The organism is Pseudomonadota bacterium, assembly GCA_039818985.1.
In the GTDB taxonomy this organism is placed as follows: Bacteria; Pseudomonadota; Alphaproteobacteria; order Sphingomonadales; family Sphingomonadaceae; genus Alterisphingorhabdus.
In genome coordinates, this window is record JBCBSU010000001.1 from 2428113 (window position 1) to 2454506 (window position 26394).

24 protein-coding genes are annotated in these 26394 nt (G+C 59.7%); 9 read left to right on the forward strand and 15 right to left on the reverse strand.

Features of this window, described 5'->3' with window-relative positions; all coding sequences use genetic code 11:
* Positions 1 to 39 precede the first annotated feature (39 nt).
* The 3 genes from fabI to AAFX04_11570 all read right to left on the reverse strand — a co-directional run bounded on the left by fabI (position 40) and on the right by AAFX04_11570 (position 2857).
* Positions 40 to 888 carry an enoyl-ACP reductase FabI gene (gene fabI, locus AAFX04_11560; protein ID MEO1046067.1) on the reverse strand — a complete coding sequence of 283 codons (849 nt, stop codon included), beginning with the start codon at positions 886 to 888 and terminating at the stop codon, positions 40 to 42.
* Positions 889 to 935: 47 nt separating this feature from the next.
* Positions 936 to 1814, reverse strand: coding sequence for a YihY/virulence factor BrkB family protein (locus AAFX04_11565; protein MEO1046068.1), 879 nt, complete (start codon positions 1812 to 1814; stop codon positions 936 to 938).
* Between the two features lie 113 nt (positions 1815 to 1927).
* Complete coding sequence (locus tag AAFX04_11570) at positions 1928 to 2857, reverse strand: DnaJ C-terminal domain-containing protein (GenBank protein MEO1046069.1); 930 nt, start codon at positions 2855 to 2857, stop codon at positions 1928 to 1930.
* 277 nt (positions 2858 to 3134) lie between these two features.
* Between AAFX04_11570 and pdxH the strand changes: the two genes are divergently transcribed.
* Complete coding sequence (gene pdxH / locus AAFX04_11575; protein ID MEO1046070.1) at positions 3135 to 3731, forward strand: pyridoxamine 5'-phosphate oxidase; 597 nt, start codon at positions 3135 to 3137, stop codon at positions 3729 to 3731.
* 5 nt (positions 3732 to 3736) lie between these two features.
* Positions 3737 to 4549: a PhzF family phenazine biosynthesis protein gene (locus AAFX04_11580; protein MEO1046071.1), complete on the forward strand. Its 813-nt coding sequence runs from the start codon at positions 3737 to 3739 to the stop codon at positions 4547 to 4549.
* A 12-nt stretch (positions 4550 to 4561) separates the two neighbouring features.
* On the opposite strand, the gene AAFX04_11585 is transcribed toward AAFX04_11580, so the two are convergent.
* A complete protein-coding gene (locus tag AAFX04_11585; protein ID MEO1046072.1) occupies positions 4562 to 5728 on the reverse strand; it encodes a serine hydrolase in 1167 nt (388 codons plus the stop codon).
* Positions 5729 to 5823: 95 nt separating this feature from the next.
* Between AAFX04_11585 and AAFX04_11590 the strand changes: the two genes are divergently transcribed.
* Entirely contained in the window at positions 5824 to 6210 is a 387-nt protein-coding gene (locus AAFX04_11590) for a hypothetical protein (GenBank protein MEO1046073.1), read from the forward strand.
* Positions 6211 to 6230: 20 nt separating this feature from the next.
* On the opposite strand, the gene AAFX04_11595 is transcribed toward AAFX04_11590, so the two are convergent.
* From AAFX04_11595 to AAFX04_11615, 5 genes are all read right to left on the reverse strand, one after another.
* The gene (locus tag AAFX04_11595; GenBank protein ID MEO1046074.1) at positions 6231 to 7457 is read right to left on the reverse strand and encodes a peptidoglycan DD-metalloendopeptidase family protein; all 1227 of its coding nucleotides are present in this window, start codon (positions 7455 to 7457) and stop codon (positions 6231 to 6233) included.
* A gap of 4 nt (positions 7458 to 7461) precedes the next feature.
* Positions 7462 to 7905, reverse strand: coding sequence for a 23S rRNA (pseudouridine(1915)-N(3))-methyltransferase RlmH (locus tag AAFX04_11600; protein ID MEO1046075.1), 444 nt, complete (start codon positions 7903 to 7905; stop codon positions 7462 to 7464).
* Between the two features lie 38 nt (positions 7906 to 7943).
* Positions 7944 to 8270 carry a ribosome silencing factor gene (rsfS, locus tag AAFX04_11605; GenBank protein ID MEO1046076.1) on the reverse strand — a complete coding sequence of 109 codons (327 nt, stop codon included), beginning with the start codon at positions 8268 to 8270 and terminating at the stop codon, positions 7944 to 7946.
* A 145-nt stretch (positions 8271 to 8415) separates the two neighbouring features.
* Positions 8416 to 9075, reverse strand: a complete 660-nt coding sequence (locus tag AAFX04_11610; GenBank protein MEO1046077.1) for a nicotinate-nucleotide adenylyltransferase — start codon at positions 9073 to 9075, stop codon at positions 8416 to 8418.
* Entirely contained in the window at positions 9075 to 10355 is a 1281-nt protein-coding gene (locus AAFX04_11615) for a glutamate-5-semialdehyde dehydrogenase (protein MEO1046078.1), read from the reverse strand. Before AAFX04_11615 ends, AAFX04_11610 begins: the two co-directional genes overlap by 1 nt.
* A gap of 212 nt (positions 10356 to 10567) precedes the next feature.
* Here AAFX04_11615 and AAFX04_11620 point away from each other — a divergent pair, with 212 nt between their 5' ends.
* The 6 genes from AAFX04_11620 (at position 10568) to AAFX04_11645 (ending at position 18286) form a co-directional block, all read left to right on the forward strand.
* Complete coding sequence (locus AAFX04_11620; protein ID MEO1046079.1) at positions 10568 to 11755, forward strand: M23 family metallopeptidase; 1188 nt, start codon at positions 10568 to 10570, stop codon at positions 11753 to 11755.
* 1 nt (position 11756) lies between these two features.
* Entirely contained in the window at positions 11757 to 12155 is a 399-nt protein-coding gene (locus tag AAFX04_11625; protein MEO1046080.1) for a polymer-forming cytoskeletal protein, read from the forward strand.
* A gap of 200 nt (positions 12156 to 12355) precedes the next feature.
* The gene (locus AAFX04_11630) at positions 12356 to 14524 is read left to right on the forward strand and encodes a S46 family peptidase (GenBank protein ID MEO1046081.1); all 2169 of its coding nucleotides are present in this window, start codon (positions 12356 to 12358) and stop codon (positions 14522 to 14524) included.
* A gap of 170 nt (positions 14525 to 14694) precedes the next feature.
* Positions 14695 to 15456: an ABC transporter ATP-binding protein gene (locus AAFX04_11635; GenBank protein ID MEO1046082.1), complete on the forward strand. Its 762-nt coding sequence runs from the start codon at positions 14695 to 14697 to the stop codon at positions 15454 to 15456.
* On the forward strand, positions 15453 to 16868 hold the full coding sequence (locus AAFX04_11640) for a DUF3526 domain-containing protein (GenBank protein MEO1046083.1): 1416 nt from the start codon (positions 15453 to 15455) through the stop codon (positions 16866 to 16868). Before AAFX04_11635 ends, AAFX04_11640 begins: the two co-directional genes overlap by 4 nt.
* A complete protein-coding gene (locus AAFX04_11645) occupies positions 16865 to 18286 on the forward strand; it encodes a DUF3526 domain-containing protein (protein ID MEO1046084.1) in 1422 nt (473 codons plus the stop codon). The genes AAFX04_11640 and AAFX04_11645 overlap by 4 nt, the downstream gene beginning before the upstream one ends.
* A 10-nt stretch (positions 18287 to 18296) precedes the next feature.
* Here AAFX04_11645 and AAFX04_11650 read toward each other — a convergent pair whose 3' ends face one another.
* The 6 genes from AAFX04_11650 to AAFX04_11675 all read right to left on the reverse strand — a co-directional run bounded on the left by AAFX04_11650 (position 18297) and on the right by AAFX04_11675 (position 26362).
* Positions 18297 to 20123 (reverse strand): gamma-glutamyltransferase family protein, encoded by a 1827-nt coding sequence (locus tag AAFX04_11650; GenBank protein MEO1046085.1) that lies wholly within the window; start codon positions 20121 to 20123, stop codon positions 18297 to 18299.
* 52 nt (positions 20124 to 20175) lie between these two features.
* Positions 20176 to 20667: a DUF6702 family protein gene (locus tag AAFX04_11655; GenBank protein ID MEO1046086.1), complete on the reverse strand. Its 492-nt coding sequence runs from the start codon at positions 20665 to 20667 to the stop codon at positions 20176 to 20178.
* Entirely contained in the window at positions 20664 to 23051 is a 2388-nt protein-coding gene (locus AAFX04_11660; protein ID MEO1046087.1) for a M1 family metallopeptidase, read from the reverse strand. The genes AAFX04_11655 and AAFX04_11660 overlap by 4 nt, the downstream gene beginning before the upstream one ends.
* Before the next feature lie 176 nt (positions 23052 to 23227).
* The gene (locus tag AAFX04_11665) at positions 23228 to 24565 is read right to left on the reverse strand and encodes an alkaline phosphatase PhoX (GenBank protein MEO1046088.1); all 1338 of its coding nucleotides are present in this window, start codon (positions 24563 to 24565) and stop codon (positions 23228 to 23230) included.
* Positions 24566 to 24596: 31 nt separating this feature from the next.
* Positions 24597 to 25754: a GTP-binding protein gene (locus AAFX04_11670; GenBank protein ID MEO1046089.1), complete on the reverse strand. Its 1158-nt coding sequence runs from the start codon at positions 25752 to 25754 to the stop codon at positions 24597 to 24599.
* Positions 25754 to 26362: a DUF1826 domain-containing protein gene (locus AAFX04_11675; GenBank protein MEO1046090.1), complete on the reverse strand. Its 609-nt coding sequence runs from the start codon at positions 26360 to 26362 to the stop codon at positions 25754 to 25756. Before AAFX04_11675 ends, AAFX04_11670 begins: the two co-directional genes overlap by 1 nt.
* Positions 26363 to 26394 lie beyond the last annotated feature (32 nt).

The following is a 26394-nucleotide window of genomic DNA, read 5'->3' on the forward strand; positions in this document are numbered from 1 at the left end:
GATTCCCGCAGCATAAGGCCGGTTGGCAGGTCTTGGCAATTACTTGTCGAGCGCAATGTCTGGCGCATCTTCCTGCTTCATGCCGACGACATGATAGCCGGCATCGACATGCAGGTTTTCGCCAGTCACACCGGAGGACATGTCGGAGCAGAGATACAGCCCGGCACCGCCGACATCCTCTATGGTGACATTGCGGCGCAGCGGCGAGTTGAGTTCGTTCCATTTGAGGATGTAGCGGAAGTCGCCAATGCCGCTGGCGGCGAGCGTCTTGATCGGTCCTGCACTGATGGCGTTGACGCGGATATTCTTCGGACCGAGGTCATTGGCGAGATATTGCACGCTGGTCTCCAGCGCCGCCTTGGCGACGCCCATGACATTATAATGCGGGATCACCTTCTCGGCGCCATAATAGGTCAGTGTCACGATGCTGCCGCCTGCGGGCATCATCTTCGCCGCACGCTGGGTGACCGCGACCAGTGAATAGGCCGAGATGTTCATCGTCATCAGGAAATTGTCGAGACTGGTGTCGACATATTGACCCCGCAGCTCGTTCTTGTCGGAAAAGCCGATGGCGTGGACGACAAAATCGAGGCTGTCCCAGCGCTGTTTCAGCGTATCGAAAGCGGTATCGAGATTGGCCATGTCGGAGACATCACAGGGAATGAGAAAATCCGATCCCAGCTCCGCCGCCAGCGGTCGCACCCGCTTTTCCAGTGCCTCGCCCTGATAGGAAAAGGCAAGTTCCGCCCCGGCATCGGACAGCGCCCGGGCAATCCCCCAGGCCAGTGACTTGTTGTTCGCCAGCCCCATGATCAGCCCGCGCTTGCCCTGCATCAAACCGGTCGATTTTGATCCACTTTCTGCCGAACCATTTGCTGTTGCGCTCATAACCCTCTCACATCTCGTGCCATTTATCGCTTCATACCGCCTGGCGTTCAGCCTGTCACGGGCTCATCCGTCGCCGTCGGCGCCCGCTGGCGCGAAAGCGCGGCGTTGAGTTCGGCCCCGATCACCATCGACAGGCCGATCAGGAAGAAGAAGATCAGGCTGACCATCACCCCGGCGAGGCTGCCATAGGTCAGGTCATAGCTTGCGATATTGTTGAGAAACACCGGCAACAACGCCAGCAGGCCCATCCACCACAGGGTAATGAACAGCGGCCCCGGCCATAGCCGGTCGCGCGCCCGACGAAAACTGCGCGGAGTCAGCAGCCGGAACAGCAGGAAAAGTGCACCGAACAGCACCAGCCCCGTCGCCAGCTGGCCAAAGGCGATAAAGCCCAGCACACTGGTCGAAAAAGGCAGCACCGCATCGACAAATTCCTGCGCCCCCTGGAGCAGAACGCCGAGGCTGAACGCCAGCATCGTCACCAGCACCATCAAGATGATGCCGATGATCGAACCCAGCCGGTAATGCCAGAAGGGCCGCATATCGGTTACGACATAGGCACGGCGGATAATATCGCGGATGGTCTCGATCAGGCTGGCCGTGGTCCACAGCCCGACCACCACCGAAAACCATAGCAGCGGGCCGCTACGCGCGGTCAGTGTCGATTGCACCGGCTCGGACAGCGCCCGGGCAACCGAAGGCGGCAGCGCGATGAGAAAGGCCTCGACCGCATCATAGCCATATTCGGTGCGTCCGAAGGTGCCGGCGATGGTGGTGGCAACAATGAAGAATGGGAAAATGGCAAGCAGCGAGAGATAGGCGAAATTCCCCGCCAGGACAAAGCCGTCTTCATAGGTGCGCTCGAACACATCCCGGATGACGCGCAACGTGGTGCTCCGGCTCAGCAATCTGTCTCTATTGCGCATGCCGCATCCTGACTGCCATCGCCACCGCTGCCCCTATCATGATGCACATATCATGGCGCAAATGCGCGCCGGGTCATTTACCGTCTGGAGCCAAAGCCGGTCAAACCGGAAATTCACATGCCGAAATGCGCGCGTGGATCGTGGCGGCTGTCCCAGCCATCGACAAAGGCCTTTAATGCGGCGTCATCTTCGGGAATGGCGATCCGCAACGTCACCATCTGGTCGCCGCGCCCGCCGGACTTGCGGTGAAAGCCCTTGCCCTTGAGGCGCATCACCTGGCCGCCAGTGCTTCCGGGCATCACCGTCATCATCACCGGGCCATCAACCGTGGGGATTTTGATCTTGCCGCCCTTTACCGCCTCGGTCAGGCTGATCGGAAGGTCGAGCAGTACATCATCGCCATCGCGGCGGAAATGCGGGTGCTTGCCGATGGTGATGGTGACGATCGCATCGCCCGGCCCTGCGGCACCGGGCTGCCCCTTGCCGCCAAGGCGTATCTTGCTGCCGGTCTCTACCCCGACGGGCAGCTTGATCGATACCGTCTTGCCGTCCGACAAAGTCACCGTCTGGGATGCCAGCGTGGCAGCGCCGATAAAGTCGACCATCAGATTATAGCCGACATTGGCGCCCTTGCTCGGCGGCTGGCGACCGGAAAAGCCGCTGGTCGGGCGCGACGAACCGCCACCGCCGAACAGGCCGTCAAAAATATCGGCAAAATCGATGCCATCATTGCCGAAACCGCCAAAATCGCCGCCCGAGGATTGCGAGCGGGTGCGATAGGTGCTTGGCCCGCCGCCGCCAAAACCGAAGGGCGCGGTCGGATTGCCCTCAATATCGATCTCGCCCCGGTCGAAACGGGCGCGCTTGTCGCTGTCAGTCAGCAGGTCATAGGCCTGAGTCACTTCGGAGAAGCGTTCGGCCGCCTTGGGATTGTCCTTGTTGCGGTCCGGGTGCAGCTCCTTCGCCAGCTTGCGATAGGCACTCTTGATCTCTTTCTCGCTCGCGCCGCGCGCGACACCCAATATCTTATAGGGATCAGCCATCACATGCACCGCCATTGTCCGTCTGCCTCACTCCGTGCCTATCCTGGCTGCCAGCATGACGCCAGAAATAACTGTTGCAAATATACAACACAATTTGGTTTGTACCCCGGCCATTTTCAAGTCCTGATACTTTCTTTTTCCTTATCATCACCCTATCTCACAGCCAGGTAACAAATAGATAATGACAGGGTCATATCCCTACTGTCTTATATTGGCAAGACAGGTGGCCGCCCATCGCTATTGGCCACGTCCGCGAAACACAGGAACACTCCTCCTCATGACCAATGCCGCCGACCCTTTTTCCTTGTTCGACGACTGGTTCGCCGAAGCCCGTGGCACCGAAATCAATGACTCCAACGCAATGGCGCTGGCCACCGCGGACAGTTTCGGGATGCCGTCGGTACGTATGGTGTTGCTCAAGGGCCATGACCGGCAGGGTTTTGTCTTCTACACCAATCTCGGCAGCAACAAGGCGAGCGACCTCAAGGCCAATGCGCAGGCGGCACTGCTGTTCCACTGGAAATCGCTGCGGCGCCAGATCCGTATCGCCGGACAGGTCAGCCCGGTCGATGATGCCACCGCCGACGCCTATTTCGCCAGCCGCAGCCGCGATTCCCAGCTGGGCGCATGGGCCTCGCTGCAATCACAGCCACTAGACCGTCGCGACAGCTTCATGGCGCGCTATGACGAGTATCGCGTGCGCTATGACGGGCAGGATGTACCGCGACCGCCGCACTGGTCGGGCTTTCGCATCGCCCCGCAGCGTTTTGAATTCTGGGAAGACCGCGAACACCGGCTGCACCATCGCCGCGTCTTCCTGCCGGCCAAGGAAGCCGGAAGCGATAAATGGACCGAAGGACTGCTCTACCCATGACCAGCATGACCCTGCCCTATGCCCATATCGACGCCTTTGCCGACCGCCCGTTCACCGGCAATCAGGCGGCGGTGATGCCTCTGGAGACATGGCTGCCCTATGAGACTCTGCTCGCCATCGCCGAGGAAAACAATTTCGCCGAAACCGCCTATTTCCTGCCCGACACTACAGGCGAGGCGGATTATGAGCTGCGCTGGTTTACCCCCACCAGCGAGGTCGATCTGTGCGGCCATGCGACGCTGGCCTCGGGCCATTATGTGTTGAGCCAGGATGCAGAGCGCGACAGTGTCACCTTTCGCACCCGCAAGGCAGGCATATTGAAAGTATCACGCGGCGAGGCAGGCTATGACATGGCCCTGCCCGCCACCTTTGTCGAAGCCTATGAGCATCCCGAGCTCAGCACTGCGCTGGGCACCGGCGATGCCCCGGTTTTCAAGGCAGTGCGCGGCGTGGAAAAGACCACGATCATCCTGATGGACAATGCCGATGCGGTGCGCAATGTCTCGGTCGACATGGCAGCGCTGATCGATATTCCGGTGATGGCCATCGTCACCGCGCCGGGGGATGCGCAAAGCGGCACCGATGTCATCAGCCGCGTCTTCGTCCCCGCCTGGGGCGTGCCCGAGGACAGCGTCACCGGCTCGGCGCATTGCGCCCTTGCGACCTTTTGGTCCGAACGCCTGGGCCGCGACAGCTTCAGCGCCTATCAGGCAAGCCAGCGCGGCGGCATCGTCCAATGCCGCCATGATGGCGATGAAGCAGTGCTGACAGGCCAATGCTTTACCGTGGTGGAGGGGCAATTCCACCTGCGAGATTAATCTCAGAACCGATCAGAGCGCGGCCAGTATCTCACCCATCTTGGCGTGGATCGGCTGGCCGACATCATCCTGGGTCTTGCCGAGGCGTATCATGGTCACCCGCTTGTTGGGCGAGACCACCACCTGTTGCCCCAGATGGCCGAGCATGGCGAAGACATTGTCCGGACCGTTATCCGGGAAAAGCACCGGATTGCGCCCGCCGGTCCGCTTCCTGTTAAGCCAGATATGGCCGCCATAGGCCGGATCGAGCTCCGACGAGGTCAGCATGAAGCGGACCCAGCTTTTAGGCAGGACCTGGTTGCCGTCGACCGCACCCTGGTTGCGCAGAAACTCGCCGAATTTGACCCAGTCCCTCGCCGTGGCGTGGATCAGGCTGCCGCCCAGCATGGTGCCCGAGGCATCATATTCGGGGAACATGCTGGTCAGGCCCAGCGGCTCGGTCAGTCGGCCCTTGATAAATTCGGACATCGCCTTTTGCCGGGTATCGGGATCATCACTGTCGGTCAGCTCGCGGGTGATGATGTCGGCGAGGATGATCGAGGTGTTGGTGCTGTATTCGAACTGTTCGCCCGGCTTCGCCTCGAGCGTCTTGGCCTTGGCATAGCCTGCGGCATCCTGCGCGCCATCGAGGAACAGCGAACGCACCTCGTCCGATTCATAGGGCGGATCGCCCGCCTCTGTATGATCGAGACCGGAGGACATGTGCAGCAGCTGGCGCAGTGTGATCGCGCCGCGCGGATCGCCCGGACGTTGCCATTCGGGCACCGGTGCCGGTTCATCGAGCGCCAGCCGGCCATCCGACACCAATATCCCGATCAGCACAGAGGTCACCGTTTTGGCCATCGACCAACTGATAAAGCGCGTCTCACGGTCATAACCAGGGGCATAGCGCTCGGCGATAATCTCACCATCCTGCATGACAATCACGGCGCGGGTTTCGTGATAGTCTTCCGCCTCGAACATCGGCTCGACAACGCGGCGCAGGCCATCGGCACTGATCTGTGCGCCATCGCGATAGACCGCAATCGGGCCATCACTGTTGCTGGCTTCGGCACTCGGCGCGGAAACCGGTGTGGGCGCGGCAGAGGCCAGCATCAGCGCGCCTCCCGCCAATGCGGTGGACAACAGGCCGAGCGACAATATGCGGGTAGAGAAACGCATTGACAGGGTGACTTTCATAGGCTTCCAAGGGATGTCAAAGGTCAGGGACTGACCATCTGGCGGCCATCCCGTCGCCAGCACATTATGCCATTTTTCAGGGGACGCAACGCTTCATGTCGGCAGCAACACCATCCGATGGCCCGGCGCGCGCCACGCGCCCGCGCAAGGGCCGCATCATTCTCTGGATATTTCTCGCCCTCCTCGCGGTGGCGATTATCGGCCTGTTGTGGAACCTCGGCGCCATTCGCAGCTATACCAACGTTGGTTCCGCCTATGCCGCGCGGGTTGTCTGCTCCTGTCGCTATGTCGGCGGTCGCGAGTTGGGTGATTGCGAAAAAGACCTCGAGCCGGGTATGGAAGTGGTCTCGCTCAGCGACGACAATGACGTAAAACGTGTCACTGCCTATGTCCCGCTGCTGGCCGAGCAGCAGGCGGAATTCCGTGACGGCTATGGCTGTGTGCTGCTGACAGAGGCAGAGCGCGAGGCGCAGAAACAATAGATACAGGCAGATGCGGGCGCCTATTGCGCCGCGATCAGCGTTGCCACATCGACCGGCTGGCCATTGCGTCGCAATTCGATGATGATATCGCCACCCTCACCCGCCGGCGCACGACCAATTGGTGTGCCCTGGGCAATATCGTCGCCGACCGCAGCATCGACCTTGCCCAGTCCGGTGATCAGCGTCGTCCAGCCGCCATCATGTTCGAGGATGATGATCTTGCCGAAGCCGCGATAGTTGCCGGCATAGGCCACCCGGCTACTGGCCGGTGCGACAATCTGCGCTGCATCGCCAGCGCGGATGGTGATGCCCCGTGCGGTCACCCCGCTGTCGGAAACTTCACCAAAGCCGGTGATCAGTGCGCCGATAACGGGCACCACATAGGCCGGACGTGTCGAACGGCGCGCGGCCCGGTTGGCACCAGTGACGACGGTCGACAGTTCCGGGCGATCGGGGCGCAAGCGCGGTCCGTCAAGCGCCGCCAGCTGCTCTCGCAGGCTGCCGCTGACAGTGATCCGGTCGATCAGTTCGTCGAGGTCGCGGGCATTTTCCGCCAGCGCGATGGCGCGATCTTCCTCGAGCTGGGCCCCGCCGGTCAGCTCGCGCGATTCCAGCCGTGCCCGGGTTTCCAGTCGTGCCAGCGCCAGGCGCCTGTCCTCCAGCCGTTGCCGCGCGTCGCGCAGCAATGCCGCCGCCTCTTCGGCCTGCTCGCGCAACAACCGGCTGCGGGCAATATCATCGCGCAGCTCCTGTGACAGCGCATCGACCTGCGGCCGGATCGAAGCCATCAGCGCCCGCACCCTTACCGTCTCTTCCAGCGAGCCCGGCTTGACCAATGCCAGCGCGGTCGGTCGACGACTGAGCTGTTGCAGCGCCGCGGTCAGCCGGATCACCGGCTCCTGCCGCCGGGCGAGACGCCGTTCCTGCGCCTGTTTCAGCCGGTCGATAATGGCGATCCGTGCCTCAGCCGCAGCGATACGTGCCTCGGATTCCTGTACCCGCGCGGCCATGACCTGGATATCGGCCTTGGCCCTGTCGGCTTTACGTACCGCCTTGTCGGCCCGATCCTGTAATGCTTCGGCACGCTCCAGTGCGGCTTTTGCCTGAGCCTCGGCAGCCTCCATCGCCTGACGCGTTTCGGCAACGCTCTGGCCCGGCAGCACTGCATTTTGTGCAATGGCTGACCAGCTTGCAGCCGCAAAGCCGGTGGCGGTCAAGGCAATGGCAAGGAGATAACGCGCCGTCATGCCCCTAGCCCTCGCGATGATAGGGATGACCGGCCAATATGCTGGTCGCCCGCCATAGCTGTTCAGCCAGCATGGCCCGCGCCATCATATGCGGCCAGGTTGCGTTGCCGAAGGAGAGCAGCAGATCCGCGCTGTTGCGATCATCATCGCCAAAGCCATCGGCACCACCGATGAATAGTCGCGTCTCACGTACGCCATCATCGCGCCAGCGCCCCAATATCCCGGAAAAGGCGACGGAGGAGAGGTTCTTGCCCTTTTCATCGAGCAATATGCTGCGGCATGGCGTGATTGTAGGAAGTTTGGCCATGGCCCCACTTCTTATATTGGGGAGGCGGTCGGGCAGTTCGGTCACCTGCCATGGCCATGACAGGCGTTCCATATAGCGGCTCACCAGTTCCGCTTCGGCACTGCGGCCGATCTTGCCCCGGGCGATGATATGCAGCTTCATGCGAGAACCATTATACCATCGCGAAGGATGATAACAGCTTAGGCGTTACCCTCGGCTGTATCGTCAAAGCCCCACATCCGCTCAAGATTATAGAAGCTGCGCACTTCCGGGCGGAACAGATGGACAATGACGTCACCGGCGTCGATCAGCACCCAGTCGGCATTGGGCAGACCCTCGATCCGGGCAGCACCACCGGATTTCTTGATCCGCTCGACCATTTTCTGCGCCATGGCGGCAACCTGGCGAGTCGAACGGCCCGAAGCAATGACCATATGGTCGGCAATGCTGCTCTTGCCTTCCAGATCGATGGCCACCACGTCCTGTGCTTGGTCATCGTCAAGTGACTGACGGACCAGTGACAGCAGGGCATCAGCCTCCGGCTGGTTGTCGGAAGCCGCTGCAAGGGGTGCTGAAGGCCTTTCGGCCACGGTTTCGCTAATGTGAGTCAAAAGAGTTCCTCATCTCTGGTGGCGCATTGCGGCTGTTCCCACCCAGCCTGCACCACGTTGCTCACAGCAGTTCACGGGTCACATCGTCACGGACGATGCGTCCAGCATAGCTGCTGTGCCAATGGGGGGTGCTCCGGCGAATATTGGTCGCCGAACGCGGATCGGAACGATAGCGCAGTATCACAAGCGCTGGCGTGCTCCACTTTGTCCAATGCACACTCTGGTCCCGGGGTCGGACAAAACGCCCGAGCCAAGCCATTGCCTTCGAAGCAACAGCCCCTTGTGTATAACCCGGTCTGGCGATGACCGCAATCGGCATTAATCGTGCAATTTCACGCCATTGGCGCCATTGATCAAAATTTACCAGATTGTCAGCACCCATGATCCAGATGAACTGATGGCGCGGATAGCGGTTCACCAGCACCCGTAATGTATCAATGGTATAGCGTGTCTGCATTGTCCGTTCGATGGCGGTGGCCTTGATCGGTGCGTTGCGTGACAGTTCCTGCGCCGAGGCCAGCCTTGCATAAAGCGGGGCCATGTCGGTTGCGTCAGCCTTCAGCGGATTGCCGGGTGAGACCAGCCACCAGCATTCGTTCAGCCGCAATGCCTTGATGGCAAACAGGGTGATGCTGCGATGGCCGCCATGCGCCGGGTTGAACGACCCGCCCATAAGGCCGACGGGCTTGCGCCCGCTGCTGCGAAACGATCTGCTTGTCATCATGGGCGGATCTGGCCCTCACCCTCGACCAGCCATTTATAGGTCGTCAGTGCCTCCAGCCCCACCGGGCCGCGCGCATGCAGTCGACCGGTGGCGATGCCGATTTCGGCACCAAGCCCGAATTCGCCGCCATCGGCAAATTGGGTCGAGGCGTTAACCATGACAATGGCGCTGTCGACCCCTGACTGGAACTGTCCGGCTACGGAGACATCGTCCGTTATGATCGCTTCGCTATGACCCGACCCATGCCGCGCAATATGCGCCATGGCTTCCTCGACACCGGCGACAAAGCGCACCGCGATGACCGGGGCGAGAAATTCCTGCCCCCAATCGTCATCCATGGCTGGCACCACCCGGCTGTCCAGCTCCATCGCCATATCATCGCCGCGCACCTCGCATCCGGCGTCGATCAATGCCACGATCACGCGTGCCGGTTCGGCAAAATCCTGATCGATCAGCAGTGTCTCAGTGGCACCGCAAATCCCGGTGCGCCGCATCTTGGCATTGACGACAATGGCTTCAGCCATAGCTGGATCGGCAGCGGCATGAACATAGCTGTGACAAATGCCATCGAGATGCGCCAGCACCGGCACCCTTGCCTCCTGCTGCACCCGCTCAACCAGCGAACGCCCGCCGCGTGGAATGATCAGGTCAATGCCCTCACTGGCGCGCAGCATTGCGCCCACCAGCGCCCGGTCCTGATCCGCCACCCGCTGCACCGCCGCTTCAGCCAGTCCACCGGACACCAGCCCGTCGACCATTGCCCGGTGCAACGCGGCATTGCTGTGCTGTGCCTCGCTGCCGCCGCGCAGAATCACCGCATTGCCGGCCCGCACGCACAGAGCCGCCGCATCGACCGTGACATTGGGCCGACTCTCATAGATCATTCCGATCACCCCGAGCGGCACGGTGACGCGGCGGATAACCAGTCCATTGGGTCGGGTGCGCCGGTCGAGTTCGCGGTCGAGTGGATCGGGCAGATCGGCAATGCCGCGCACCGCCATGACAATGGCATCGAGCCGGGCATCGTCGAGCGCAAGGCGGTCACACATGGCGGCGCTCAACCCTTTGGCCCGCGCCGCTGCCACATCATCGGCATTGGCCTGCAATATGCCATTGCGCGCTGCAGCCAGCGTATCAGCCGCCGCCAGCAAGGCCGCCTGACGCTGTGCAGAGTCACTGGTGGCAAGCTGTCGACGCGCATGCTGTGCCGCATGGGTCAACCTTGCGATCGCGGTAACGGCATCCTGCGCCGGGAAAGGGGCATTATGGCTGTTCATAATTCTGCGGATAGGATGGCCGATGGCTGATCGCAAGCACCGGCTGCCACAATAACCCGCGAGTCGCCGCGTCAATCTGACCATGTAGTGAATATTGTAAATCCGTTTATCGCACAGTGGCTTCGACTCGTCACGAGTCCGCCGAGTCGGATTCGCTTCAGCTTCAAGGCTTTGCTAGGCCCTCCGCAAGCTAGGGTAAGGAATACAGGGTCGTGAAAATATTACGTGCGGGCAGTGCGCTTTATGCGCGCTTGCTGCAATGGTTCCCAGATCGCGAATTTTTCATGCGCGCAGACGGTCAGGTGAAATTCCTGAAAGTCTCGTCACGCCTGCAAATCACTGTATTTCTGGCATTTGTTGCGGCCATATTGATCTGGCTGCTGATCACGATCGCCATGGCAATCAGCCAGTATAGCGTTTCTCTCGACCGCATGGCGCTCAACGCCAAGGAAGCCGAGGTCGCCGACTCGGAAAGCCGCGTCAAAGCCTATCGCGACTCGGTCGAGAAAGTCGCCAGCGACCTTGAACGCCGCCAGGATCAGCTCGATTCCCTGGCCCAACGCTATTTTCCCGAAACATCGGCTAATGATGGCGACGGAAACGCCCCCAGCAAAAGCGAGGCGGAAAAAACCGTAGTGAAAATCAGCGCCCTCATTCCCGAGGCCAGCGCTCTTGCCCGTGTCGAGGCGCGTCAGCTTGCCTTTGTCGACCGCCTGTCCAGCGAGGCTGATCGCCGCGCCGCCGCCGCTGAGTCAGCGATCCGGCAGCTCGGCCTCAACCCCACGGCCATCGCCCGCGACAACGGCACCGCACAGGGTGGTCCATTCCTGCCGTTCCTTGCCAGCAAGAAGGACGCGGACAATATGGATCCGCGGTTCATAAGACTGGGCCGCAAGCTGGCACGCATGGATGCGCTTGAGCGTGGCCTGGCCCGCATACCTTCGTCAGAACCGGCGGACATGAATTTCATCAGCAGCGGCTTTGGCTATCGCCGCGACCCGTTCAGCGGCCGCGCGGCCATGCATAACGGCCTTGATTTCAAGGGTGCCTATGGCCAGCCAATCATGGCAGCGGCGCGTGGTCGGGTCATTTTCTCTGGCTGGAAAGGCGGTTATGGCCGCACTGTCGAGATCGATCATGGTAACGGTCTGGTAACCCGTTACGCGCATCTTTCACGGCTTGATACGACAGTCGGCAGCGAAGTTCTTGAGGGGGCAAAAATAGGCGCAATGGGCAATAGCGGTCGTTCGACCGGCACCCATTTGCATTTCGAGGTCCGCATGAATGGCCGGGCCATTAACCCCAAACCCTTTTTGGAAGCGCATAACGATGTTCTCAAAATCCAAGCCAACGCCCAGCAACGCACGCGAACGGACGACACGGACAACGGAGACGTCTAGCATGAGTCGCGGATCGACCTTTTCCGTTATCGGCTCCGATGTCGTGATTACCGGTAATGTCGCCGCCAAGGTCGACCTGCATGTCGACGGTCGCGTCAATGGCGATCTGAAATGCGCTTCACTGGTACAGGGCGAGAGCAGCGAAATTCACGGTGCCATTATTGCCGAGACCGCACGGCTTGCCGGCTTGGTCGAGGGATCGATCGATGCCCGCGATCTGGTGATCGAGAGCAGCGCCCGCATCACCGGTGATATCGCCTATGAGAATATCACCATTGAGCAGGGTGGCCATGTCGAGGGCCAGTTCAGCCACAAGAACAAGGCAGCGACGACGCCTCAAATCACCGCGCGTGACGACAGCAAGACAACGCTCGACCTGACCCCCGACAAGGCAGCCTGACCCGCCAACAGGCCCGTGTCTCCTGCTTGCTGTCCAGACAGCAACCCGCAGACTTTCAGCTCTGTGCCAATCGGGTATATTTCATCATTCATGATTTGCGGCAAAGCCCCTTTCCGAGGCGGTTTGGATTTGCATCCATGCGGCAAAAATCATAGACCCATGTGACAATATACCATTGTCCATTTTCCCGAGGTTCTCCCATGAAAAATCCCAAGCTCCTGATCTCTTCGCTTGCACTGGCGGGTGTCATTGCAACCCCACTGGCAGCCAAGGAAGGGATGTTCACCCCCGACCAGCTTGCAGAGATAGCTGAGGACCTGCGCGAGACCGGGCTCGAAATCGATGCCGAAGCACTGACCGATCTGACCGCCTTCCCGATGGGCGCGGTCGTGTCTCTGGGCGGTTGCTCGGCCAGCTTTGTGTCGCCAGAAGGTCTGGTCGTCACCAACCATCACTGCGCGCGTGGATCGGTGCAGTTCAACTCGACGGCAGAGAAAAACTATCTGGAAGACGGGTTTCTGGCCAGGACCAAGGCAGGCGAACTCCCCGCTGCGCCGGGGTCACGGATCTATGTCACCACCAAAGTAACCGATGTCACCGATCAGATGCGTGCCGGTACAGAGGAACTGGGCAGCAGCGAGCGATATGATCTGGTCGAGCAGCGCAGCAAGGATATTGTCGCGGCATGCGAGCAGGACAAAGGCTATCGCTGCCAGGTCGCGGGATTTTACGGCGGTTCGCAGTATAAGCTGATCAAGCGGCTGGAAATCCGCGATGTCCGTCTGGTCTATGCTCCGGCGGACTCGATCGGCAAATATGGCGGCGATATCGATAACTGGCAGTGGCCGCGCCATACCGGCGATTTCGCATTCTACCGCGCCTATGTCGCCCCCGATGGCTCCTCTGCCGAATATTCCGAGGACAATGTCCCCTATCAGCCGGAACATCATCTGAAGGTCAGCGCGGCAGGCCTGAAGGAAGGCGATTTCGTCATGGCGGCAGGCTATCCCGGATCGACCCAGCGCTATGCCCGCCTGGCCGAGGTGGAGAACACATTTGACTGGCAATATCCGGTCTTCGTCACGCTGATCAATGACTGGATCGACACCATCGAAACCGCTGCCCCTGAAGGATCGGATGCGCGGGTAAAATATGAGTCACGACTCGCCGGTCTCAACAATTTCGAAAAGAATCTGCGCGGACAGATTGACGGCGCGCGCCGGGTCGGGCTGGTCGACCGCCGCCGCGCCCGTGAAGCCGCGCTGTCCGAATGGGTTGCCGCCGATGCATCGCGGGCGGCGTATGGCACCGCCATCGCCGAACTTGATGCGCTGACCGAGGAAAGCGCTACGGCAACACGCGCCAATTTCTGGTACAATTACGCCACCAATACGCAGCTGCTTTCGGCAGCGCAGCGGCTCTATCGCCTTGCGAAAGAGCGTCAGAAGCCGGATGCGGAACGCGATCCCGGCTACCAGGAACGCGATATGGCGTTTTTCCGTCAGGGCCTGCAGGCGCTGGACCGCCGCTTCGACCCGCAGGTAGAGAAGGCCGAGTGGATGATGTTCCTCGACCTCTATCTCGCCCAGCCGCAAGAATCGCGGGTCGCGTTGCTGGATGATCTGCTCGGGCTGACCGGCGAGATCGATCGCGATGCCCTCGCCAGCAGGATCGATGGCTATTATGCCGATACCGGATTGGCCTCGGCCGAACAGCGGCTGGCGCTGATGGAAGCGACGCCAGCCCAAATCGAAGCCAGTGACGACCCTTTCCTGAAAATGGCGGTGGCGCTGCACGATCACGAAGAGAGCATCAGAAATGCGCGCGAGAAGCGTACCGGGCAGGCTCTGGCGCTTCGCCCGGCCTATATGGACGCGATGATCGCATGGCAGCGTTCCAAGGGCGAAGTCACCTATCCCGATGCCAACAGCACGCTGCGCGTCACCTATGGTACCGTGCTCGGTGGCTCGCCGCGCGATGGCATGGTGTACGCGCCCTTCACCACTTTGGAGGGTATTACCGAGAAGGATACCAGTGAAGATCCGTTCAACGCCCCCAAAGCGCAACTGGCAAAGATCGAGGCCAGGGACTATGGCCGCTACAGGCTGGAAAGCCTGGGCTCGGTACCGGTCAACTTCCTTTCCGATCTCGATTCAACCGGCGGCAATAGCGGCTCGGCAACGCTCAATGCCCGGGCGGAACTGGTCGGCCTGCTGTTCGATGGCACCTTTGAAAGCGTCAATTCCGACTGGGATTTCGACCCACGCACCACGCGCACTATCCATGTCGACACCCGCTATATGCTGTGGGTCATGGAGAAGGTCGACGGCGCCGAAGCCCTGATCGCCGAGATGGATATTGTCGGCTGATTCATCTCCCCGCGCCTGCTCATCGCAAGCGCGGGGCAGTCACATACACAATACGACCATCTGCTCTGTCAGGGCGGTCATCATGCACAGGCCGCTATGGTGTTATGGACAACCGCATCCAGAATCTCTAATGTAATACTATATCATTGGATGCTTCGGAGGGTTGGCAAATGCTGGAGGCAAAGGGCCTGACCAAGACATTCGGGTCGGTCAGGGCGCTCGATAATCTCAACCTCAAGGTCGAAGCGGGGGAGATTGTCTGCCTGCTCGGCGCAAATGGCGCTGGCAAAACGACGACAATCAATCTGTTTCTCGGATTTCTCGAGCCGACATCGGGCACAGCCCTGGTCAATGGCGTCGATGTTGTGTCTGCACCGAGAGAGACCAAGCAACATCTGGCCTATATCCCCGAACAGGTTGCGCTCTATCCGCAATTGTCGGGTATCGAGAATCTCGATTATTTCATGCGACTCGCCGGGCTGAAACAGTCGAAAACCGAATTGCTGGCGGTACTTGAACAATCCGGACTGGATGCAAAGGCAGCGTCACGCCGGGCCTCCTCCTATTCCAAAGGCATGCGCCAGAAAGTCGGCATAGCGATTGCGCTGGCCAAAGATGCCCGAGCACTGCTGCTCGACGAACCGCTTTCCGGACTAGACCCTTCGGCAGCTAACGGATTGTGCCTGTTGCTGAAACAGCTGCGCGATGACGGACGCGCGATCCTGATGGCGACCCATGACGTTTTTCGCGCCAAGGAAATCGGTACCAGAATCGGCATTATGAAAGCCGGGCATCTGGTTGATATGCTCGACACGGCATCGCTGGGTGCCGATGAGATCGAGCGCATCTATCTGGCGCATATGCAGGCACCCTCCGGGGATGACCAACCAAAAATACCCGGGAATTCCCATGCTGACGCGGTGAACGCATGATAGCCTCCATCGCGCGCAATGACTGGCGCATGAATCTTCGCAGCGGTGTCTTTATTGGCCTCGTCATCGCCATTATAGCCTTGCTGATCGGCGCCGCTGCCCTGTCATCACAACGCCTGGCATCGTTTGAGCGCGAGCGCAGCGCTGCCGAGGCCGTCGACCGTGAAGTCTGGGATTCGCAGGGCGCACGCAATCCCCATTCTGCGGCCCATTTCTCACGCTATGCTTTCAAGCCCCTATCCCCGCTGATGGCCTTTGACCCGGGTGTCACCGATTATGCCGGTCTCGCGGTGTGGATGGAAGCCCATTACCAGAACCCGGCGGTCTTCCGCCGAGCCGAAGATCTTGGCGATGCCGGGCGTTTTGCCGATCTCTCTCCGGCTTGGATATTGCAGTATATTGCGCCATTGTTCCTGTTTCTGATCCTGTTCCCCGTCATCGCCGGAGAGCGCGAACAGGGCACATTGCAGCAGATGACGGCAGCGGGCATCAGCGCGACAACGCTATTATGGGGTAAGCTGACAGGCGCTTTGGCAATCATTGCCGCTCTGCTCGTTATTGCTCTGCTGCTCGGCTTCTGGTCTGCAGGGTCTGGCGGAGCGGAGATATTACCCGACAGCACCCTGCGTACATTGGGCCTTGCGGCAGCTTACACAGTCTATCTGGTCGCTGCGGGCGCGATCGCCATTGGCATTTCGGCGCGGTGCAGGGAAAAGCGAACCGCACTGATAGCGCTTGTGGGTGTCTGGGCCGTCTGCTTCATTCTTGTCCCGCGCCTTGCTGCAAGCGCGGCGATATCGTTTTACCCCGCACCCGACGCAACACATGTTACCCACGAACTCAGTGAGGCATCGTCAGCCTTTTATGAGGATGATGACTATCGCGCTGAGCTCGAGGCCACGATGCTCGAGAAATACGATGTACAGACGGTGGAGGAATTGCCGATAAATTATGGCGGTTATTCGCTCCAGGCGAGCGAAGAGCATGCCGAACCGCTTTTCGAGGCCGTTTACGCCCGGCTCGACGGGATTTATCGGCAGCAGGAGGCGCTGATCACTGCTGCATCCATTTTCTCTCCGGTGCTGGCCATGGAATCTCTCTCCGCAGGGCTTGCAGGGACCGACCGGGTGCATCACCGCGACTTTGCCCTTGCCGCTGAAGAGCATCGCCGGACGATTATCCAGCAGCTCAACGATGACCTGACCTATAATGCCGGAGACGCTGGCTATGAATATACCAATGACAAGGCGCTGTGGCAGAGCATCGCCGATTTCGAGCATCGCGCACCACGCTTTGCCAGCTTGGCACCCGGCTATTTTTTGAGCGCATTGATACTGCTGCTCTATATGCTGGCCAGCCTGGCTTTTGCGACCTGGGCCGTGCGCCGCGCCCAGAGGACGGTTGCATCATGACGATACAATCCGCCGCCTTGCTGGAACGCCGGCTTTTTTTGCTGGCACCGCCGGGACTGATCGCTTTTGCGGCGATTATTGCTGTCGTCATCTTCGCCTCGCTGGGCGGGCACTCCGCTGTGGAACGCTCGGCACAGGCCCAGACCGCTTTCACCGCCGAACGCGAGGCGTCGCGCACCGAATGGCGCGAAAGCATGGCACAGATTGAAGCAGCAGGCAGCGCCGAGGCACCCTATGAGGCGCGGCCGATGAACATCCGCATACCGGCGGTTCTGCCGCCAACACCATTGGGCGATTTTGCCATCGGTGACACAGAGATATTGCCGAATACCACCGAAATCAGCGGCTGGTCCAACCCTGCAAATCTTTTCAGCGAATATGAATTCGATAATCCGACACCGCTCAGTCTCGGCAGCTTCGACATGACCTTTATCGTCGTGGTGCTGATGCCCTTGCTGATGATAGCTGTATCTTTCGACTTATTCGCCAGCGACCGCGAACGCGGACGGGCGAGATTGCTGGCGGCCCAGACAGGCCAAATCGCGCCGACAATCTGGCGCAGGCTAATCATTCGCAATGCCGCGCTTTGGGCTGTGTTTGCAGCCAGCACCGCTATTGCCGCGCTTCTCGCCCCCATGGGCGCCGATACAGGGCTGCGCCTCACACATTTTGTTGTCTGGCTGACAATTGCGCTGCTCTATGGCCTGTTCTGGTTCGCCGCGATCACTCTGGTCAGCGCGATCCTCAGAAGAAGCGAAACTGTGGCTTCGGCGCTGTTCGCGCTATGGGCGATTTTTGTCTTCGCCGTTCCTGCTGTCGGCGGCGCTATTGCCGAAGCGTCCTATCCACCGCCCTCGCGGCTCGCCTATTTGTCACAAATGCGCCAGGGTGAGGTTAAGGCGGTGCGCGAGACTGCAGAGCTGACATCCGGTTTTCTGGCCGATCACCCGGAAATGACCGTCAGCGATGAGGATGTGCCCGGCTATTTCAGCAGCACCTTTCTTGCCAATGAGGAAGCGCGAAAGCGTACGGCACCGGTGCTGGAGGCTTTCAACAACAGCCGCCAGCAACGCATGGCGCTGGTTGCAAAACTGCAATATCTCTCGCCAGCCCTGATCGCCGACCGTGCCATGACGGCAGTTGCCGGCGGTGGCGATGCGCGCGGTCTTGCCTTTCAGGATCAGGCCTACATCGCCCTTAATGATCTGGTACAACGGATCGGGCCGGCCGTCGTGGCTCGCCAGCGCATATCGCTGGCCGAATATGATGCCATCCCCGCCTTCGCTTTCCGCGAACGCAGCATGGGGGAGATTTTCTCCACCATGATGCTGCCCATGGTTGTCCTGCTATTGCTGACCATCGCCCTGTTGATCATCGCCTATCGGCGGATGGCAGCACCGCTGGAGCAGCTCTTATAGGCTTTCGCGGTCAATAACCGCTGGCCTGTCCGTCCTTGCGCATCTCGGTCGCACCGATATAGGCACCGGATTCCGGATCGCGGACAATCGCCTGATAGCCACCGAACGGGATACCGGTTTTCTCGACCACGACCTTATGGCCCATGGCTTTGAGCGCCTCAACAGTGGCTGCGGAAATGCCGGGCTCGACAAAAAGCGTGCCGAGCGTATCGATCTCTCCGGTATCTGCCGGGCTGCCGACCAGTGCATCGGTCGGCTGGCGACCACCGTCATGCATCAGGCGCGCCGCATCGCCGGCTTCCTGCAGGTTCATGCCATAATCGGCCAGATTGATGAGAATCTGCACATGGCCCTGAGGCTGCATGCCCCCACCCATCAGGCCGAAACTCATATATGGCTTGCCGTCCTTTTTGATAAACGCCGGGATGATGGTGTGGAACGGACGCTTGGCGGGCGCATAGGCATTGGGGTGCGCCGGATCGAGGCTGAACAATTCACCGCGGTCCTGAAACATGAAGCCCAGGCCATCGGCGACCAGACCGCCGCCCATGCCGCGATAATTGGACTGGATCAGGCTGACCATCATGCCGTTCTTGTCGGCGACAGTGAGATAGGTGGTGTCACCCGCTCCTTCCAGCTTGTCTTCTATCGGAGTACCGGGACCAAAAGTGACGGTGGCACTGTCCGGGTTGATCTCGGCAAAGCGCGCCTTGCCATAGCTGTCTGATAGCAGGCCAGCAGGCGCCTCTGAAAACGCCGGATCGGCATAGAAGCGAGCCACATCTTCAAAGGCGAGGCGCTTGGCCTCGGTGATATAATGGATGACTTCGGGACTGCCGCGTTCCCATTGCGACAGATCCACATTTTTCAGAATATTGACCATTTGCAGCGCGGCAAAGCCCTGCGAATTGGGCGGCAGTTCGCACAACTCATAACCGCGCCGATAGGCGACACAGCCGACATCGACCCACTCGCTCTGGTGGTTGGCAAAGTCCTCCAGCGTAAAGGCACTGCCCTGGCGCTGCAGATAGTCGACGATGACCCGCGCCGTCCCCCCTTTATAGAACTCGTCACGGCCATTGGCGGCGATGCGCTCGAGCGTATTGGCGAGGTCGGGATTGCGAAAAATCTCGCCCGGCCTGGGCGCGCCATCGGCAAACCAAGTCGCGCGGGCATTGCTGAAATCGAAATCATAACGCTCCTGCCGCGCCTCATAGGCACGCAGTGAGCGCTGGAGATACATGGCAATAACCGGCGCTACCGGATGGCCCTGACGCGCATAACGGATTGTCGGCGCCAGATTCTGCTCCATCGGGAGCTGGCCGAAACGCTGATGCAGGGTAAACCAGGCATCAACGGCTCCGGGCACAGTAATCGGCAGCGGCCCGACCGGCGGGATCGATTTGGCATCGGGCCCGAGCTTCTGTTTCAACTGCGCCAGTGTCTGGCCTGAAGGTGATCGGCCCGAGCCGTTTATGCCATATAGCCGGTCAGTCCTGGGATCATAGACAATCGCAAACAGGTCACCGCCAATGCCATTGCCGGTCGGTTCCATCAGGCCGAGCGCGGCATTGGCGGCAATCGCGGCGTCGACCGCACTGCCACCAGCCTTCAGGATATCCAGGGCGATCTGCGTCGCCAGCGGATGTGCGGTTGCCGCCATGCCATTGGGCGCAACCACCGGACTGCGTGACCAGGATGCGCCGACCGGACGTGCGCCACCGCCAATACCCTGTGTCGCTTCAGCGCTGGTGTCGGCGGCATTATCCGCATCCTGTGCGATGGCAGTACCGGCTATCAGCGCGCTGGCGGCGAGCAAGGTGATTATCCGCTTCATGGTCTCTCTCCAGTCTGTGATCTTTTGTTATGGCAGGGTCAGAGGCAGCAGGCTATTCGTTGATGTTTATCGCTATTGAAGGTTGGGAAGGGCTGGTTTGCAGGCCTTGTGCCTTGCCATCGATACGCAGCAACAGTCGGTTGCTGTTGGCAATACCCTGATCGAAAAACATCGCGGAGCGGACTGTGAGGTCGTCGCTCTCACTGCCCAGCTTTCCCGAATAGCTGTAGACCAGATCATCACCGCGATGATCGGAACCGTCATAACGCAAGCTCACGCCTTTCAGCGCAAACCGCGCTTCCATATAGGTCAGCAGTGCCGCCTCGCTGTCCGGATCATCGATGCTCGGCGAACTCTCCGGAGCGATATTGGCCAGCACCGGTTCAATATCATGCGCCGACAACCGGTGGGTGACAAACACTCCGCCGCTGCTGCGGTCGATGGTAATGGTTGTCAACGCCTGATGGCCGCGATGCGCCGACAGAGGTGCCGACAACAATGTCGCGCCGAGCAGCATCAGAAGACCGAAAAGACGCAGCATCATTTCGCCTTGGATCGTGTCCTGAGACTATCGGGCGTCACAACCTTGTCATCATCCTTCATGCGGTTTTCTCGTGGCGGAAAGCTCCGCACCTCCAGCGTCGCCGGATCGATGCGCTGCGGGAAGTAATTATTGCTGCGGTCGGCATCGGCGGTTTCCCAGCGCGGATCGAGCTCGACCTGACGCAACTGCTTCGGCGTAACATATTGCCACGTGACCTGCCTGCTGTTGTAACGCCAGATCTCGGCAGGAATACGCACCGTCTCGCTGCTACCATCGGTAAAATCCATCTTGACGATCACCGGCATCACAAGGCCGCCCAAATTCTGGAAGGTGAGATTGTAGAAATTGTTCTTGCTCTGCAGCGCCGCGCGCTCTTCCGGCTCCAGATCTTCCAATCCGCCTTTATATTTGCGCCGATCGCTGGCGGTGACAGTGAACTTGTCGGTCTCGTTATAATAATCGCGCACAGCCGGATCGCGCTCCACAACTGTTGGTTCAGTGTTGCGCTCTACTGTCAGCGAACCCGGTTCCTGATCGGCAAGGCCACGTGCATAGGCCTTTTCCACTTCTGGATCACGCGTATCGATCCGCGCCTTCACCACATCGGTCAGCGCAATATCGACATGATCGGTCGAATAGAACCAGCCACGCCAGAACCAGTCGAGATCGACGCCACTCGCCTCTTCCATGGTGCGGAAGAAATCTGCCGGTGTCGGCCGCTTAAACGCCCATTGCCGGGCATATTCGCGGAAGGCATGATCAAACAATTCGCGGCCCATCACGGTTTCGCGCAAGATGGTCAGCGCCGCTGCCGGCTTGGCATAGGAGTTGTTACCAAACTGCACGACGCTGTCCGATTGCGTCATGATCGGCACCTGATTTTCGCTCAGCATATAGTCGGCGATCAGATGCGGCTCACCGCGGCGCACCGGATAATCCTCATCCCATTGCCGCTCGGCCTGGAACTGCAGGAAGGTGTTGAGGCCTTCATCCATCCAGGTCCATTGCCGCTCATCGCTGTTCACCGTCATCGGGAACCAGATATGGCCGATCTCATGGATGATCACGCCGATCAGGCCATATTTGGCGCGTTCGGTATAGGTCAGCTCGCCGGTCTTCTTGTCCTTGATCGGACGCGGGCCGTTAAAGGTGATCATCGGATATTCCATCCCGCCGACCGGACCGTTGACTGACTGCGCCGTCGGATAGGGATAGGGGAAGGCAAAGCTGCCATAGACTTTGAGGGTGTGCGCCACCGATTTGGTCGAATAGGCATCCCAGAGCGGTCGCCCTTCCTTGGGATAGAAGGACATGGCCATCACCAGCGGATGGTCGGGATGCTCATTTTGCACACCCTGCGCATCCCAGATGAACTTGCGCGATGAGGCCCAGGCGAAATCACGGACATTGCGCGCGGTGAAGCGCCAGGTGCTGGAGCCCCCGGCCCTGCTGCGCTCATTGGCAGCGGCTTCAGCCGGGGTAACGATATAGACCGGCTCATCGGCATTGCGCGCCTGGGTCAGCCGCTGGCGCTGCGCTGCGCTCAGCGCCTCTTCGGGATTGGCAATTTCGCCGGTAGCGGAGACGATGTGGTCGGAAGGCACCGTCAACGCGACATCATAATCACCGAATTCGAGCGTAAATTCACCGGCGCCCAGAAACGTCTTGTTGTGCCAACCTTCATAGTCGGAATAAACCGCCAGCCGCGGGAACCATTGGGCGCCGAGAAAGATACAGTTGCCATCCTCGCTCTTTTTGGTGAAGCATTCATAGCCGCTGCGCCCGCCAATCACCCGCGTCTCGATCAGCGAATAGCGCCAGCGGATCGAGAATTCGGTGGTCGCACCCGGCGCCAGCGGTTGCGGCAGGTCGATCCGCATCAGCGCATCGACAACGGTAAAGGGCAGCGCATTGCCGGCCCCATCGGTAACGCTCAGGCCCTCAAAGCCGCCTTCCCAATCCTGATAGCGCTCGGCCCGGCGGATGGCGGTGAAACTGATGCTGTCGCCACCCGAAACCGTGCGGCTGCGCTCCGCCATGGAATCGCGCTTGAAGCGGTTCTGATCGAGCAGCAGCCAGAGATAGCGCAGATTGTCGGGCGAATTATTGGTGTAGCTGATGGTCGCCGCTCCGCTGAGGCTCTTGGCATCCTCATCGAGCGTGGCCTCGATCCGGTAATCCACCTTTTGCTGCCAATAGCGATGCCCGGGCGCGCCCGAGGCATTGCGATAATCATTGGCGGGTGGAATATCCTCGCCATCAAGCTGGCGAAACTTGTCTTCAAAGCTGCCCTTGGTCTGCTGCACCGGTTGGGCATGGCCGCTCTGCGGTGCGACCAGCACGAAAGCGGCGAGAAGGCAGAGGATCAACGAGCGTGAAAACATGCGAAAATTCCCGGATTATATGGGCGTTCTGGTGTCAGTTGCCGGGGGTGGCATTGACACGACCAGTGATGGAGAGGCGGTAAATATCAAAGTGTGATACATCCATATTGATGGCAGGCTGTCAATGCGGAAATCGCCCGAAATTCCAGGCAATATTGCAGCTGCAGATCGCCGGATCAGGCCTGCCAAGGTCCGCTAATGGCAAAAGTCTTGGTCGGACTATAGGCGTTGACGAACAGCACCTTGCCATCGGGCGAGAAACAGGCACCCGCAAGCTCGGTCTGCATACGCAACCGTCCCAGCGGATAGGCACTGCCATCGGGCGTTATCAGACGCAGATGGTTGTCGACGACATCAGTATATTGATCTTCGCACACAATCAGGTCGCCATTGGGCGCGACGGTCAGATTATCGCCATAGTTGAACTGATCAGGCGATGCGCTTTCGAAAAACAGCTCGAGCATGTCGGCGGCATCGCGACCGGGCGTCAGGCGGAATATCTGGCCAAGCTCGGCCGCGCCACCCGAAGTGCAGCAGAAATAGAGCTCGCTCTCACTCTTGCTGCGCAGTCCCATATGGATACCTTCGCCGCGTGCGAACAGCGTTGCACCCTTGGCTGAACCGCGCTTGCGCAGGTCATCTTCGGGGCTTTCGACATTATCGAGATCGATCCAGCGGACCGTCATGGCTTTCCCGACAGGCACATTGGACGTCTGCCAGTTGCGGCTGTCCGCCACGCCATCGATCACCAGCGCCTGCAACCGGCCACCCTGTTTCAGATCGCCGGGAACCCGTGGCAGGAAGCGATAGAGCAGACCGTCATCGCGGTCCTCGGTCATATAGACAATGCCGGTCCCGGGATCGACAGCCGCCGCTTCGTGATTGAAACGGCCCATTGCGCGCAATGGCACGGCCTTGACCAGACCATTGGCAGCAGCGGGGACTTCAAACACCCAGCCGTGATTGACCGCAAGGCCGTCACCATAGCGCTGTCCCGGCCCCGTCGGTGCTTCTTCGCATGTCAGCCAGCTGCCCCATGGCGTTATGCCACCCGAGCAGTTGCGGATCGTGCCGCCAAGGCTGCGGAACTGGCGTTTGATCGCCAGCGTTTGCGCATCAAGAACAATATTGGTGGTTCCGCCAGGGACGATCTCGCCATTGCGGGTGCCGAAACCATGCGCGATCGGGCCGCCTGTATCATCGGTCGGAATAAGCTCATGATTGCGCACCAGAGCAATTTCGCCATTGCCCAGATCGAAACAGCCCATTCCGTCTGCCTTGTCCGGCACGGTTGCGCCATCGCCCATCGCATCGCCCAGACTGGAGAGCACATGATAGGAAAAACCGGGCGGCAGGTCGAGAATGCCCGCAGGATCGGGGACCAGGGGCCCATAGGAGGTACGCAACGGGCTTTCGGCAGAGAGAGTAGCGCCCCGCGCCATGCAGCCACTTGCCAGAAGCGCCGCAAACGCGCTGCCAGTGGCGGAAAGAAAAGCTCTGCGATCTGTCTCCATGGCCCTGCCTTTCCCTATTTTATACCTTGCATCATCCAACTGGTACGTCGGTCAGGCTGGGCATTTCGTCCAGTCCATCCACCCTGCTGTTGCGGACCTTCTCGGTGACGAAAGCGAGCATGTCGCGCAAGTCACTTTCTTCCAGATCCCGTAGGATAAAAACGATCCGCGAGCGTCGGTCATCGCTAGGCCAGTCGTCCAGCGTTACCGGTGGATGCCATATATGTTGCACACCATGGATAACAAGCGGTTTGTCGAGCTCTTGCAGATTGAGCACGCCTTTGACGCGAAGCACGTTGACGCCATTAAATGCGACGAGCATCTCGAGCCATGAATCGAATATTTCGGCTGGAACAGGATCGTCGAGAGTCAGGCAGACCGAACGGATGCGATCGTCATGGCGGTTGATATCATGATGATGGTCATCATGGTTGTGATCATGATGGTCGTGACCATGATGGTCGTGACCATGATGGTGATGGTGATGGTGATGGTGATGAGCATCATCGGCATAGGCCTCTTCGGCCAGCCATTTGCGGACATCGTCGCTTTTGAGAGCAGGGTTGAAGCTGCTGCCGTGAAACAGCGCTGCCAATGCATCATCCGGGCATGGCAATGTCTGTATCGGCGCTGCCGGATTGAGACGGCGCAAACGCGCCGACAATTGCTGTGTAACAGCTTCCTCGGCGAGATCGGTTTTTGACAATAGAAGCCGATCCGCCACCGCAGCCTGTTTGACCGCCTCGGGCTGTGCATCCAGCGTCGCATCGCCATTGACCGCATCGACCAGGGTGATGACAGCGGCAAGGCTGTAGCGCTTTTTCAGATCGTCATCGGCCATGACCGTATGAATGATAGGAGCAGGATCGGCGAGGCCGGTCGTCTCTATGACCACCCGGTCAAACCAGCATTTTCCTTCGCGGGCAAAGCGCCATGGTGCTTCGCGCAATGTTTTTTGCAGGTCACCCTTGATGGTGCAGCACAGACAGCCATTAGACATTTCGACAATGGCATCATCCTCATTGCTCTGGGTGACCAGGTCATGGTCAATACCGACAGAACCAAACTCGTTGATGATCACCAGCGCCCGGGACATTTCCGGCAGGCGGATCAGCTGGTTGAGCAAGGTCGTTTTTCCGGCACCGAGAAAGCCGGTCAGCAGCGTGACCGGAAAGCGTGTATGTGGCATTAATCCCTGTTCTCCGGCTCCGGGTTCAAAACTGTGACCAGCCGCGCCTGGCCTGTACCTTCAATCGGTGGCGAGCGGTGTATCGCCGGTCGATCCGTCGACAGCCGCCCCTTGAAAATGCCGACATCACCTGCGCGCATCTGGTGGATATCAAGCGGCTCCAGGCCATTGGCGACACGCTCGGCATCATCGGCATCCAGCCATTGGGTGCCCGGGCCGGTATAGGTAGTGATAAGCCGCGCGCTGACATAGTCGCCATGAAATTTGCGGCAGGCATCGCCCGTAACGATCTCGACCCTTATGTCGATATTGGCTGTATTGGCGATCGGCCGGAACAGCTCGCACAGGCGAGAGACATCCTGTACCAGCGCATTCAGTGCTTCGCCCGGGGAAAAGCCGCCTGATCGCAGTGCCGCTATCAATGCCGGGGCCGGGTTATCGGCAGGCACCAGCAGCCGCAGATTATCTACCTGGCCGTTAATCAGCGGTGACGGATCAAAGGACAGCGGGCGCTGCCATATGGCGAGCTGGCAAGCCGGATGGCGGATATCCTGCAATATCTGTGGATCATCGGAGATCGCGGCATTTGTTTCGGCCACTATCGACATTTTTCTTGCACCTTCGGGGAAAATACTCAAAT

Coding starts and splice junctions, on each gene's coding strand:
- fabI (MEO1046067.1), bottom strand. CDS start 888: ATGAGCGCAACAGCAAATGGTTCGGCAGAAAGTGGATCAAAATCGACC.
- AAFX04_11565 (MEO1046068.1), bottom strand. CDS start 1,814: ATGCGCAATAGAGACAGATTGCTGAGCCGGAGCACCACGTTGCGCGTC.
- AAFX04_11570 (MEO1046069.1), bottom strand. CDS start 2,857: ATGGCTGATCCCTATAAGATATTGGGTGTCGCGCGCGGCGCGAGCGAG.
- pdxH (MEO1046070.1), top strand. CDS start 3,135: ATGACCAATGCCGCCGACCCTTTTTCCTTGTTCGACGACTGGTTCGCC.
- AAFX04_11580 (MEO1046071.1), top strand. CDS start 3,737: ATGACCCTGCCCTATGCCCATATCGACGCCTTTGCCGACCGCCCGTTC.
- AAFX04_11585 (MEO1046072.1), bottom strand. CDS start 5,728: ATGAAAGTCACCCTGTCAATGCGTTTCTCTACCCGCATATTGTCGCTC.
- AAFX04_11590 (MEO1046073.1), top strand. CDS start 5,824: ATGTCGGCAGCAACACCATCCGATGGCCCGGCGCGCGCCACGCGCCCG.
- AAFX04_11595 (MEO1046074.1), bottom strand. CDS start 7,457: ATGACGGCGCGTTATCTCCTTGCCATTGCCTTGACCGCCACCGGCTTT.
- AAFX04_11600 (MEO1046075.1), bottom strand. CDS start 7,905: ATGAAGCTGCATATCATCGCCCGGGGCAAGATCGGCCGCAGTGCCGAA.
- AAFX04_11610 (MEO1046077.1), bottom strand. CDS start 9,075: ATGACAAGCAGATCGTTTCGCAGCAGCGGGCGCAAGCCCGTCGGCCTT.
- AAFX04_11615 (MEO1046078.1), bottom strand. CDS start 10,355: ATGAACAGCCATAATGCCCCTTTCCCGGCGCAGGATGCCGTTACCGCG.
- AAFX04_11625 (MEO1046080.1), top strand. CDS start 11,757: ATGAGTCGCGGATCGACCTTTTCCGTTATCGGCTCCGATGTCGTGATT.
- AAFX04_11630 (MEO1046081.1), top strand. CDS start 12,356: ATGAAAAATCCCAAGCTCCTGATCTCTTCGCTTGCACTGGCGGGTGTC.
- AAFX04_11635 (MEO1046082.1), top strand. CDS start 14,695: ATGCTGGAGGCAAAGGGCCTGACCAAGACATTCGGGTCGGTCAGGGCG.
- AAFX04_11640 (MEO1046083.1), top strand. CDS start 15,453: ATGATAGCCTCCATCGCGCGCAATGACTGGCGCATGAATCTTCGCAGC.
- AAFX04_11645 (MEO1046084.1), top strand. CDS start 16,865: ATGACGATACAATCCGCCGCCTTGCTGGAACGCCGGCTTTTTTTGCTG.
- AAFX04_11650 (MEO1046085.1), bottom strand. CDS start 20,123: ATGAAGCGGATAATCACCTTGCTCGCCGCCAGCGCGCTGATAGCCGGT.
- AAFX04_11655 (MEO1046086.1), bottom strand. CDS start 20,667: ATGATGCTGCGTCTTTTCGGTCTTCTGATGCTGCTCGGCGCGACATTG.
- AAFX04_11660 (MEO1046087.1), bottom strand. CDS start 23,051: ATGTTTTCACGCTCGTTGATCCTCTGCCTTCTCGCCGCTTTCGTGCTG.
- AAFX04_11665 (MEO1046088.1), bottom strand. CDS start 24,565: ATGGAGACAGATCGCAGAGCTTTTCTTTCCGCCACTGGCAGCGCGTTT.
- AAFX04_11670 (MEO1046089.1), bottom strand. CDS start 25,754: ATGCCACATACACGCTTTCCGGTCACGCTGCTGACCGGCTTTCTCGGT.
- AAFX04_11675 (MEO1046090.1), bottom strand. CDS start 26,362: ATGTCGATAGTGGCCGAAACAAATGCCGCGATCTCCGATGATCCACAG.